A 12091-nucleotide genomic window follows, 5' to 3' on the forward strand; every position below is an offset into this window, starting at 1 on the left:
ATTTTATTTTTTATTTGTTCCAGATTTTCCATGCTTTTTCTGCCTGAAAAATTAGCATATCATAACCATTCTTAATTACCGCGCCTCGTTCTTTTGCATTTTTTAAAAACTGAGTTTCTGCAGGATTATAAATTAAATCGTAAGCAATATGTTTATCAGTAAAAAACTCATAAGGAAGATCAGGACAAGCCTCAATATTTGGGCTTGTTCCCACGGGCGTGCAATTGATAATAATTTGGAAATTATCAAAAGTAGTGGCATTAATTAAATTATAATCAATGATGTTTTCTTTCGCTTCTCTTGAAACAAAAGTATAAGGAATATTAAGTTCATCCAATGCAAAAGCAACACCTTTTGATGCACCTCCGGTACCTAAAATCAGTGCTTTTTTATGATGTGGCTCTAATAATGGTTTTAATGATTTTTTAAAGCCGTAATAATCGGTGTTGTATCCTTTCAATTTTCCACTTTTGGTAAATTTGATTGTGTTTACAGCGCCAATTAGTTGTGCTTTTTTGGATAATTTATCTAAATAAGGAATGACTTGTTCTTTGTACGGAATCGTAACATTAAGCCCTTTTAAATCCGGATTGTTTTTGATTAATCCGGTAAGGTGATCAATTTCAGAAATGTCAAAATTTTCGTAGCTGTTGCCGGCAAAAACTTCGTCGCTAAATTTTTCTGTAAAATACCCTTTTGAAAATGAGTAGCTAATATTACGGCCTAACAAGCCAAATCGTCTTTTTAGAATACCTATCATTTATTTTCTGTGTTTTTCTATGTAATTTTTCACCATTTTTTTTGACCATACAACCGGAAATAAATCTTCGATTAAAATGTAGTTATCAAAGTTTAAACGTAACGCATTGCTTAAATGAAACTTTGCCTTTGTGTTGTCTTGAATCATAAAATACAAACCGGCCAAACGATATTCGATTTCGTTTTCTTCCGGAAAATATTCAGTTGCTTGTAATAAAGTCTGAATAGCGCTTTCAAATTCACCTAAGAACTGAAGAATATCAACCCAAAACAACCAGGTATCTAAAGCGTAATCTCCAAATTCTACTGCTTTTCTATAGCCAAATTCAGCTTCTTCAAAAAAGTTCATTTGTTTGTTAATCGTTGCATAACGCTTCCAGTACAAACGATTCTGATTGTCGATTGCTAATGCTTTATTAACAAAGAATAATGCTTTCTGATAATTCTTCTGACGTACGTAAAAATCGGTTATCGCAATCCAGCCTTTGTCTAAAAGCGGATCTTCATGAACAGTTTGGTTATAATACTGAAGTGCTTTTACAGCATTTCCCAGTTTTTCATAACATTTTCCAATTCGCAATAAAGCATAGGAAGTTGCATCGTCTAATTCTATTGTACGATTATAGCTTTCAATAGCTTCTGCGTATTTTTTTAGACGCTCATACGATTTTGCTTTTTCCATAAATGCACCTAAAAACTCGTCGTCAATCAGGGTTGCGTAGTCAAAAGCACGAATAGCATTTTCATATTCTTTTACGCCATAGTGAAGACGCCCAAGCTGATGCCAGGCAATTTCGCTGTATGGGTTTTTATTGATGTAGTCGTTAAGATAAGCAATGGCTTCCTGGTTTTGATCTAAAAATTCAAAACAATAAACCACATTATATAAAGCAGACTGATCTTCTAAATCTTCTTCAAGACATTTTATAAAACTGTCTTTTGCCATCTCAAGGTTATCCATAAAAAGATACTCCATTCCAATCAAGTTGTACACGTCGGCATAATCGTCTGTATATTGCAGGGCGATTTTAAGTAATTCTACCGCTTTTTCGTGTTGATCTCTTTTAGAACAGATATTGGCTTTCTGGATATAAATTTCCTCGTTGTTAGGTTCAATTGCATACAACTCATTCAAAAGCTTTTCAGCGATTTCCAGTTTGTCATCGTAAACCAGCATTTCTACTTGTACTAATTTTAAGCCTGTAGATTTTGGATGTTGGTCTAATGCAAGTTTTAAGGCCTTTTTTGCTAAATTAGCCTTGCCTATATCTAAATAATGAAGAATAATTTCTTCAAATTCTTCAGAATCAAAAAAGAGTACTTTGTTAGTTTTTAACATCGACTCAAATTTGGATAGGGATAGGTTATAATCTTCTTCTTCGTTGCTTAATTGCATACTTTGTTTTATTTGAAATTAGCCTGTTATAAAATTAGGCAACCATATTATTGATGTGGGGCGGGAAAACTAATTGTTGTGAACAATTTAATTAACAATATGGACAGAATTTACGTTCTGTTTTTAGTCATAATCTTCTGATATATAAAAGATTATTTAATTATTATTTGAATTTGTAAATCATTAATATTCACTTCTTAAAGGATATTATGATTTGTTTTTTTGACTTAAGTGAATTTCATTTTATTGATTGACTTAAAATCTTTTGAATCTTTATTTTGCTGCCTCTGCCTTCATTATTTCGTCCATAACATTCAAAATGATGGCACAACCTTCTTTGATTTCTTCTTCAGAAATGGTTAACGGCGGTGTTATTCTGATAGCGCATCCTTCGAATAATAACCAAAATAGAATAAGACCTTTATCCTGACAGTTTAAAATAACCTGATTGGTAATTTCTGCAGTTTCAGTCATTGCAGCAAGCATTAATCCCTTTCCTCTAACTTCTTTTATCAAAGGATGTACCAAAAGCGATCTGAAGAGTTTTTCTTTCTCCAATGCTTTTGCCATTAAATTTGTTTCAGTTAATTCCTGCAAAGTAGCCAAACAAGCTGACGCAATGACAGGATGCCCTCCAAAGGTTGTGATATGACCCAATTTAGGATTTTCGGTTAAAAGATCCATTTTTTCTGCCGAAGCTGTAAAAGCCCCAACAGGCATTCCGCCTCCCATACCTTTTCCCATAACCACAATATCCGGAACGACATCGTAGTTTTGAAACCCGAAAAGTTTTCCGGTTCTTCCAAAACCGGGCTGAATTTCGTCAACAATCATCAAAGCTCCAACTTCATCACAACGTTTACGAACTTTTTGTAAAAAGTTATTTTCCGGCTGAATAAATCCTGCACCGCCCTGAATAGTTTCTAACAGAATAGCAGCAGTTCTTGTCGTTATTTTTTGTAAATCTTCTTCGTTGTTGAAGGTAATAAAATCAACATCCGGAAGTAAAGGTCTAAAAGCTTGTTTGCGCTCTTCAAATCCCATAACACTCATAGAGCCCATTGTGTTTCCGTGATAAGCATTATGGCAAGAAATAAGCTGACTGCGGCCTGTAACTCTTTTGGCTAATTTTAAAGAGCCTTCAATAGCTTCTGTTCCTGAATTTACTAAATAAGTTTTGCTTAAAGATTCCGGCAGGAGTGAAGCCATTAATTTGCAATATTCTACGGCTGGACTTTGTGAGTATTCACCGTAAACCATTACATGCGAATATTTATCCAACTGGTCTTTTATCGCCTGATTTACTCTAGGGTGTTGATGCCCAAGCGTGCAAGCCGAAACTCCGGCAACAAAATCTAAATATTTTTTATCGTTTGTGTCGTAGATATAAGAGCCAACGGCATGTGAAACTTCCATTCCTAGCGGATATGGAGAAGTTTGTGCCTGATATTTTATAAAATCTGGATTCATTTTTTTAAGGTTCTAAGTAGCAAAGGTACTAAGGTTCTAAGGTTTTAATTTTAGGCTTAGGTTAAGTTTATTAGCTAAAGCCTAATTTTCTCTGGATGCTAAAAGCAAAAAAATTGAATCAGTTACTTGCAAAAGTTTTATAAACTGACAATTGCATCCAAGAACAAAAAACTATTTTTTATCTTTCGTACTTGTTTTTATTACAGGTTTAGCAACAGGTTTCTTCTTGTCGTAATTTAAAGTCTCTTTCCTGACTTTCATAGGGACTTCTTTATCTTTGGCTTCCTGATCTTTTCCTTGCTGAATTAATTTTTCGTTTTCATCATTTTCTTCTTTTGAGAAAATATCATCTTTAGATTTAATTCGTTCATCACCGCGCCAGACTAATCCTCTTAGTTTTCGTGCGTTTTCGGGTAAATCGGCTTCAGGATAAATATCTCCGTCTACTTTATTAAAAAAGGTAATCGTTTCTACCGCATTGTTTTCTAAAATCAAATTGATTTTACTGCTCACGTTTTTATTAATACCAATAAGCTCCTTTTCATCATTACGCATATAATAAACTACTTCGGTATTTTTAATGACATCTACATCATGCAATTTTCCTTCTTTAAATTTCCCAAACAAATTGAGCCCTTTTACCTGATTAAAACCGGTTCCGAGAGTATCCCGCGAGACGAGAAAAGTATTATTGAGGACTTTTAAAGAATCTAGTTTTTTAGTGTTATTATCACCAATTAAATGCATAACATCACCCGTAATCTGGTTGTCACCATTCCATAAAATAGGATTTCCAATCAGTTTGGTCAATGCCGTTTTAGAATTAGAATGAATAGAATCACATTTACCGCTCATATCTGTTTTGTAGAAACGTACATTATTGTAAGCTCTTAAAATTCTTTCGCCTTCTTTTCCGGTAACCATTAATTTTTTTCCGTGAATATAAACCGAATCATTTTCGACTAAATTGATTGCGACCGCTCTTTTGGTAACAAACATAGAATCTTTCAGCTTATAAATTTCAGCATAATGACCTTTTACAATTCCTTTATTTATCGAATCGGTAATTTTTACATTTCGCGTTGCCGATGCGAATTCGATATTTCGATTATAAAACAAACTATCACCCTCGATGAGTCGGTCGTCGTATTTTATATACGATTTCCTTAAAAAGTGCGCCAGATTTTTCTTGGTGTCATAAAAACCTTTTTCTGTATAGATGTAATTGGCTTTACTGGTAATGGTTGAAGGACCAAGCAAATAAGTATGTCCGGAATTACTGTAATAATCCAAATGATTGGATTTAATTACATATTTCGGATTTGTAATAGTAACTTCAGTCAGGAATTGAAATTTCTTCTGAGTCACATAATACGTACCAGATTTACTCACCAAAGTATTGTCTTTGTTTACAATTGTACCTTTAGTATTATAAAAAACTTCCTGAACATTTCTGTCAAAGTTGATGGTATCTGTCTGTAAAGTGGCATCAGGCGAAGTCATAACGGCATTTCCTGTTGCAAATGCTTTTTTTAGGTTTCCGCTATACTCAGCATATTTACTATTCAAAAATAAGGTATCTCCCTGTACTAATTGTACATTTCCAAATGCTTTTAAGTAGTTTTCTTTCTGAAAAAAATAGGCTTTATTGCATGTAAGCACAACTCCATCGTGATTTACTTTTACATTTCCGGTTAGTAAAAGACCATCGGGTACTGCCACCTGATCGATATCAGAAAAGTCGGCATTCTCAATGACGATTGTTTTTGGGGTTTGTGCAGTTTTTTTGGCCTGCGCAGAAATAAATTGTACGCTAAGAAACAGACAATAAAATATGAAAAAGAGTGATTTCTTCAACTGATTAAATTTTTGTCAAATTTATGAAAAAGGTTAGAACCTGTGGCCGATATTAGGATTAATTTATAATTCAAAAACAAAGACTGCTTTGCGGTCGCTGTAATTGTATTTTTTATCAACAAAATAGCGAACTCTCACGTTGTAGTTCGTTATTTTTAATTGGTTTTTAAACAAATTTCAGCACGTTTTATTTGCGTTATAAAAATTAGATTAAATTTAGGAAACGGTTGTGTGGATTTAAATAAAAACCAACAATCTCAAAAACCGATCAGATTATATAAAAGAACATGACAAATAAACGATTTTTTGTTGCAGGAATGGCTGTAACCTTGCTGTTTGCAGCATGTAAAACACAAGATTTAAAAATGAATACATCACAAAAAGAAAATCATACAGACAAAAAAGTTGTCGTTTATCAGGTTTTTACACGTTTGTTTGGAAATAAAAATACCACCAATAAACCCTGGGGAACTATTGAAGAAAATGGAGTTGGGAAGTTTAATGATTTTACAGACAAGGCACTTCATGAAATAAAAGATTTAGGTGTTACTTATATTTGGTACACCGGCGTTCCGCATCATGCTTTGGTTCATGATTACACCGCTTTCGGAATTTCAAATGATGATCCCGAAGTAGTAAAAGGGCGAGCGGGTTCTCCGTATGCAGTAAAAGATTATTACAATGTAAACCCCGATTTGGCGGTAAATCCTGCAAACAGACTTAAAGAATTTGAAGATTTAATTGCACGCACACATAAAGCCGATTTAAAGCTTATTATTGATATTGTTCCCAATCATATCGCCCGAAAATATGAGGGCAAAAGTAATCCTGAAGGTGTAAGAGATTTTGGTGCCAATGACAATGTAAATGTTGAATACGATCGAAATAATAATTTCTATTATATTCCGAATGAGCATTTTTTGATTCCCGATGGAGATATTCCGTTAAATGGAGAAAAAAATCCTATGATTGATGGTGTATTTGACGAAAACCCGGCAAAATGGACAGGAAACGGTTCTCGAAAAGTTAAACCAGATCAAAACGACTGGTATGAAACGGTAAAAGTAAATTACGGAATACGTCCTGATGGTTCTAAAGATTTTCCGGAATTACCTGCCGGATTTGATCAGAAATCATATAAAGAACATTTTGTTTTTTGGCAAGACAAAGATGTTCCTGATTCCTGGAAAAAATTCAAAGATATTGCATTGTACTGGACCGCAAAAGGTGTTGATGGTTTTAGATATGATATGGCAGAAATGGTTCCGTATGAATTTTGGAGCTATATGAACTCGGCTATAAAAATGAAGAATCCCGATGCTTTCCTTTTAGCAGAAGTTTACAATCCAAAGGAGTACCGAAACTATATTCGTTTAGGAAAAATGGATTATTTGTATGATAAAGTAGAAACATACGATAAACTGAAAGATGTCATTCGCGGAAAATCTTCTCCGGATGGATTATCAGATATTCAGAAAGGAATGGCGGATATTGAACATCATATGCTTCATTTTCTGGATAATCACGATGAACAACGTTTGGCTAGTCCTGAATTTGCAGGAACACCAGAACGTGGAAAACCTTTAATGGTAGTTTCTACAACTATTAGCACCTCGCCAACAATGATTTATTTTGGGCAGGAAGTAGGAGAGGCCGGTAACGAAGATGCGGGTTTTGGAAAAAAATCGAGAACTTCAATTTTTGATTATATCGGAGTTCCAAATCATCAACGTTGGATGAATGAAGGAAAATTTGACGGCGGAAAATTATCTGATTTAGAGAAAAACCTTCGTGATTTTTACAAACGATTATTGAATTTTTCGATTAAGAGTTCGGCTTTAATGGGAAGTTTTCAGGAAATACAATCTATAAATCGTCAAGATAATGCTGGTTACGATGCTTTGCTTTATTCCTATGTACGTTGGTCTGAAAATCAAAAGCTTGTTGTAATTGCTAATTTTTCTTCTGATAAAACAAGCGAGTTTGAATTGAAGATTCCTGCAGATATTATTTCAAAATGGAATTTAAAAGAAGGAGAATATCAATTGACAGATCAGTTGGATCAAAATAAAAAGTTTACATTAAAGGTTCAAAATGGAGAAGGGAAAGCTAATATTTCTATTCAGCCATCAGAATCACTCATTTTAGAGTTAAAGTAAAATTATAGAATTTATAAAAGAAGCTTGTTTAGTGTTAGAAATAACCTAAACAAGTTTTTTTTATATCTCTTTTAAAAGGGAAATAATGGCGGCTAATGAAAATTGAGCACCACAAACAAACTCATCAGAAGCACCATAATAAATAGTGAGTGTATCGCCATCCGGTTCCAGGATATGACCGTTGGTAAAAACTACATTCCCAAAGAAACCGCTTAACTCATAGTTTGTTTTTGGAAACATAATCGGACTTTCTGTTCGTGAAATAACTTTCGTAGGATTTTCAAGATCCATTAAAAAAGCACCTAAACAATATTGATGATATTCATTGGCTCCATGATAAATTTCAAGCCATCCTTTTTCTGTTTTAATTGGTGCGGCTCCGGCACCGACTCTTTTACTGTCCCAAGAATCTTTTCTGGTTTTGATGATGCATTGGTGATTTCCCCAATGAATACCATCCGGAGATGAAGCGATCCAAATGTAATTTCCGCCAATATCTACGCTGCTTGGTCGGTGCAAGGCATAAAACAAGCCATTTATCTTTTCTTCAAAAATGGCGCAATCTTTATTATGTGCCGGAAAAATCATTCCGTGTTTTTGAAAATTCTTCCAATCTGTAGTGGTTCGTAAACCCACACCAACACCATTATCAGAAACAGCAGTAAAAGTCAGGTAATAGCGGCCTTCAATTAAAGAAACACGGCAATCTTCTATTCCAAAAGTTTCCAGTATTCCTTCACCAACCAAATGCGGATAATTTTCAGGCTCATAAAATTTACGGCCATCATCGCTGCATAATAATCTAATGTGTGATAATGTGGTTAAGTAATCGGTTCCTTTGTAGTTTATTACTCGTGCATCTGTGGCGATAAGTTTGGGATCGTCTTTTAGGATCTCAATGATTTGAATAGTTCCTGCTTCGGTTAAAACTGGAAACGAAATTATATTTTCTATTTGTTTTGGTCTTTCCGCAACCCTTACAGCCAGCCAGATTTTATTCTCAAATTGAAAAACTCCGGGGTTTAGGAGACAAGTTACTTCTAATCCTTCTCTGCTAGCGGGAATATCTGCAGGAGATAATAAAGGGTTTTCGGTGAAACGATTTGCAATGTCTTTCATATCTAAGGTCTTAGAAGTATTAAGGTATAAAAAAAGCTGATACAAATTTGTATCAGCTTTTTTTAATTTTATACTTTTTTGACTTTCTTCAAAGCCTGAATGTAATTTTCGTTTGCTTTCTCCCAGTTTATATGTTTGTAAAAAGCATCTATGTAACTTCCTTTTCTGTTTTGATAATCCAGATAATAAGCATGTTCCCATAAATCAATTCCTATAATAGGTGTTCCCGGAATCATGGCATTCTTCATTAAAGGATTATCCTGATTGTCGGTAGTCGTAATTTGCAATTTTCCGTAACGGTCCACAACTAGCCATACCCAGCCTGATCCAAATTGTTTTTCTGCCTGACCTTTAAACTGATTCGTAAGATTATTAAAAGAACCAAATTCCTTATTAATTGACCCTGCAAGAGTATCTTTTGGAGTTTGTTCTTTTGGTGTTAATAGGTCGAAATACAAAGTGTGATTGTAATATCCTCCCGCATTTTGACGAAGTTTTGCATTACTAAGATCCATCTTTTTAAGAATATCTTCAATTGGCATGTTTTCGTATTCAGTAGAAACAATTTCTTTATTCAGGTGGTTAGTGTAAGTAACATAATGTTTAGAATAATGTGTTTCTAAAGTAAGCGAGCGAATGTCCGGAGCAAGTCCATCGTACGCAAAAGGAAGTTTAGTAATGCCAAAAGAACCCGGATCTGCTTTTACATCATCGGGAGTTCCTATTGTTATTTTTTCTTCTTTTGTTGGTAAAGGAACCTCAACAACTTCGGTTAGCTTATTACCTTCGTTACAAGAAAATAATGCTAAGAATGAAGCTAAAATACCAAAACGAGTAATGTTTTTCTTCATAAGTAATTTATTTTAATGTTAGTGAATTAATGATTTCGATATAACATTCTTTTGCTTCATCAACCGAAATATGACTAATCTGCATCCATGCATTTGTTTTGAAAGCATCTCTCAAATCAAAATTTTGTGAATTATTATAAACTGCAGTCCCAAAGGTAGCTTGTTTATAATAGGCATAAAGTCTTAACTGCACATCTTGCGGTAAAGAAGCCTGAGTCATTTTTAATGCAGTTTCAACAGCTTCAGAAAAACGAGTATCTAAATCTTTTATGGTCATTTAAGCTTTTGTAGCAATAATAGTTTTTCCGCCAATTGCTTTTTGGTTTAACTCTACATTAATTGGCGTACCTAAAGGTAAAAATAAATCTACTCTTGAACCAAATTTAATAAAACCTGCATCAGTACCCTGAACAACCTGGATACCTTCCTGAGCGTAGTTTACAATTCTACGTGCCAGTGCACCAGCGATTTGTCTGTATAATATTTGTCCGAAAGTTTCATTTTCGATAACAACCGTAGTTCTTTCGTTTTCTTCACTAGCTTTTGGGTGCCATGCAACTAAAAATTTACCAGGGTGGTATTTGCTAAATTTTATAATTCCGTCCATTGCATAACGAGTAACGTGAACATTAATTGGCGACATAAAGATAGAAACCTGTAAACGTTTATCTTTAAAATATTCACCTTCATATACTTCTTCAATAACCACAACTTTCCCGTCAACAGGAGCAAGAATATGATCGCTGTTTCTGATTGCAATTCTTTTAGGATTTCTAAAAAATTGCAAAATGATAATCAAAACTACTACGCCTGCAATCTGAACAAGCATTCTTAGCCAGGAAATATCAATGAATTTGTCGGCAATTAGCAATACGGCAACTGCAAAAATTGTACCTAGTAAAATGGATGGTCCTCCTTCTTTATGAAACATAATATAAAATTTGATAAAATAAAAAAATAATTGGTGCTACAAATATAACACTATCTAGTCGATCTAGGATACCTCCGTGGCCTGGCATAATCGAGCCGCTGTCTTTGACACCTGAAATTCTTTTAAATTTTGATTCGATTAAATCTCCAATCGTTCCAAAAACACTTACAATTAAAGCGATAATGGTCCAGATTAAAATAGATTTACTGCTAAAGTCAGGTTTAGGCTGAATGTAAAGTTTAGAAATTAAAAAACCTGCAAAAGCAGCAAAAACAACTCCGCCCAAAAATCCTTCTATGGTTTTTTTAGGAGAAACACGTTCAAATAATTTGTGTTTTCCCATAGATTTTCCAACCAGATAAGCAAAAGTATCATTTGTCCAGATCAGGATAAATAACCCAAGAATAATTTTTGGATTGTAATCGTTGGTTCCAAAAGATATTTTTACAATAAAAACAAAAGGCAATGTAATGTATCCTAATAAATACAAGTATTTTGATGAGATGCTAACTTTTTGTACAGAATCATAAAACAGAAACAAGATGCACTTAATAGAAACTACCAAAGTAATGGCAAGTAACACTACATCTAGTTGTTGAATATTAATTTCTGAATTAATATCTGTTTTAAATAAGTTATTTATAAACAAGATTGTCTGTTTTTGATAATGACTAACCAAAACAATACTGGAGTACAACAAAGTTCCGAACAAGATCGAAAAAATCTTGTTAAGGTTTACTAAGTTAGAATATTCGTAAATTGTAATAATTAGAAAAATTCCAAAAAGAATAATGAAGCTTTCGGTAGAAAACAGAATAGATGTTAGGAGTAAAGCGATATAAACAGCACCAGAAATGGTTCTCTTCAGTGTTTCATTCATCTTAAAGGTCTTCTAAAAGCAATAAATAAAGGTTCTTGGCAACACTTCCGTATTGCGTAAAATCCTCTTCTTTGGCCTTTTCGAAATATTTTATTGTGGTAATGTTAGTTGGATAGTCGCGTTCGTATTTGCGTTTAATAGCACTTAAGCCATCGCTTTTCATTGGTAAAATCTGACTTGTAGTTGCAATTATAACAATATTTGCAGGTAACTCGTTTGGTTTGTCCTGTCTGATTTGTTTTGATGAAAATAATATAGAACCTTCATCAGCAATAAGATTTTCGCATGAAGCCAATAAGAATCTTGGGTTTCTTGGCGAAATATAAATTAATTTATTTTCTTCTAATAAATGAAAAAGGCCAGATTCATAGCATAAAACCTCTTTTTCGAACCAATCATTTTCTTCCAGAATATTTTCAAACTGTTCAGCAACTTCCTGTTTGTTTTCGCAATACAAAAATTTACCTCCATTTTTCCTGAAATTGAAAATGAATTGTTCATCTAATGATAAATGACTATTTTGAACTGGATTACGGCCATATTCGCTTTCACCTTCTTCTTCAGAAGACGAATCGCCGGAACCAAATATTTTTTTGAAAAAATTCATTTTTATATGAAATACTTTACATGTTAATTGAAAACGTTCAAAGATAAAAAAATCTTAATTCA

The 12091-nt window shown here is 33.6% G+C and carries 11 protein-coding genes; 1 reads left to right on the top strand and 10 read right to left on the bottom strand.

Annotated elements, in window-relative coordinates; genetic code table 11:
- Positions 1–10: 10 nt before the first annotated feature.
- The 4 genes from KHA98_RS04505 to KHA98_RS04520 all read right to left on the bottom strand — a co-directional run bounded on the left by KHA98_RS04505 (position 11) and on the right by KHA98_RS04520 (position 5482).
- On the bottom strand, positions 11–760 hold the full coding sequence (locus tag KHA98_RS04505; RefSeq protein WP_213255747.1) for a shikimate dehydrogenase family protein: 750 nt from the start codon (positions 758–760) through the stop codon (positions 11–13).
- The gene (locus tag KHA98_RS04510) at positions 761–2155 is read right to left on the bottom strand and encodes a tetratricopeptide repeat protein (protein WP_213255749.1); all 1395 of its coding nucleotides are present in this window, start codon (positions 2153–2155) and stop codon (positions 761–763) included. It abuts the gene before it with no gap.
- Between the two features lie 273 nt (positions 2156–2428).
- Positions 2429–3625 carry an aspartate aminotransferase family protein gene (locus KHA98_RS04515; protein WP_213255751.1) on the bottom strand — a complete coding sequence of 399 codons (1197 nt, stop codon included), beginning with the start codon at positions 3623–3625 and terminating at the stop codon, positions 2429–2431.
- 171 nt (positions 3626–3796) lie between these two features.
- Positions 3797–5482 carry an OstA-like protein gene (locus KHA98_RS04520; protein ID WP_246522155.1) on the bottom strand — a complete coding sequence of 562 codons (1686 nt, stop codon included), beginning with the start codon at positions 5480–5482 and terminating at the stop codon, positions 3797–3799.
- Positions 5483–5769: 287 nt separating this feature from the next.
- On the opposite strand from KHA98_RS04520, the gene KHA98_RS04525 reads away from it, so the two are divergent.
- Positions 5770–7641 carry an alpha-amylase family protein gene (locus tag KHA98_RS04525; protein WP_213255753.1) on the top strand — a complete coding sequence of 624 codons (1872 nt, stop codon included), beginning with the start codon at positions 5770–5772 and terminating at the stop codon, positions 7639–7641.
- A 60-nt stretch (positions 7642–7701) separates the two neighbouring features.
- On the opposite strand, the gene KHA98_RS04530 is transcribed toward KHA98_RS04525, so the two are convergent.
- The 6 genes from KHA98_RS04530 to KHA98_RS04555 all read right to left on the bottom strand — a co-directional run bounded on the left by KHA98_RS04530 (position 7702) and on the right by KHA98_RS04555 (position 12029).
- On the bottom strand, positions 7702–8760 hold the full coding sequence (locus KHA98_RS04530; RefSeq protein ID WP_213255755.1) for a glycoside hydrolase family 130 protein: 1059 nt from the start codon (positions 8758–8760) through the stop codon (positions 7702–7704).
- A gap of 68 nt (positions 8761–8828) precedes the next feature.
- The gene (locus KHA98_RS04535) at positions 8829–9611 is read right to left on the bottom strand and encodes a superoxide dismutase (RefSeq protein WP_213255756.1); all 783 of its coding nucleotides are present in this window, start codon (positions 9609–9611) and stop codon (positions 8829–8831) included.
- A 7-nt stretch (positions 9612–9618) separates the two neighbouring features.
- The gene (locus KHA98_RS04540) at positions 9619–9888 is read right to left on the bottom strand and encodes an acyl-CoA-binding protein (protein ID WP_213255757.1); all 270 of its coding nucleotides are present in this window, start codon (positions 9886–9888) and stop codon (positions 9619–9621) included.
- Positions 9889–10542: a phosphatidylserine decarboxylase family protein gene (locus KHA98_RS04545; RefSeq protein ID WP_213255758.1), complete on the bottom strand. Its 654-nt coding sequence runs from the start codon at positions 10540–10542 to the stop codon at positions 9889–9891.
- Positions 10532–11422, bottom strand: coding sequence for a phosphatidate cytidylyltransferase (locus tag KHA98_RS04550; protein ID WP_213255759.1), 891 nt, complete (start codon positions 11420–11422; stop codon positions 10532–10534). Before KHA98_RS04550 ends, KHA98_RS04545 begins: the two co-directional genes overlap by 11 nt.
- Before the next feature lies 1 nt (position 11423).
- Entirely contained in the window at positions 11424–12029 is a 606-nt protein-coding gene (locus tag KHA98_RS04555; protein WP_213255760.1) for a lactate utilization protein B/C, read from the bottom strand.
- Positions 12030–12091: the final 62 nt, after the last annotated feature.

Origin of the sequence: Flavobacterium branchiicola, from assembly GCF_018383905.1 — a bacterium.
In the GTDB taxonomy this organism is placed as follows: Bacteria; Bacteroidota; Bacteroidia; order Flavobacteriales; family Flavobacteriaceae; genus Flavobacterium; species Flavobacterium branchiicola.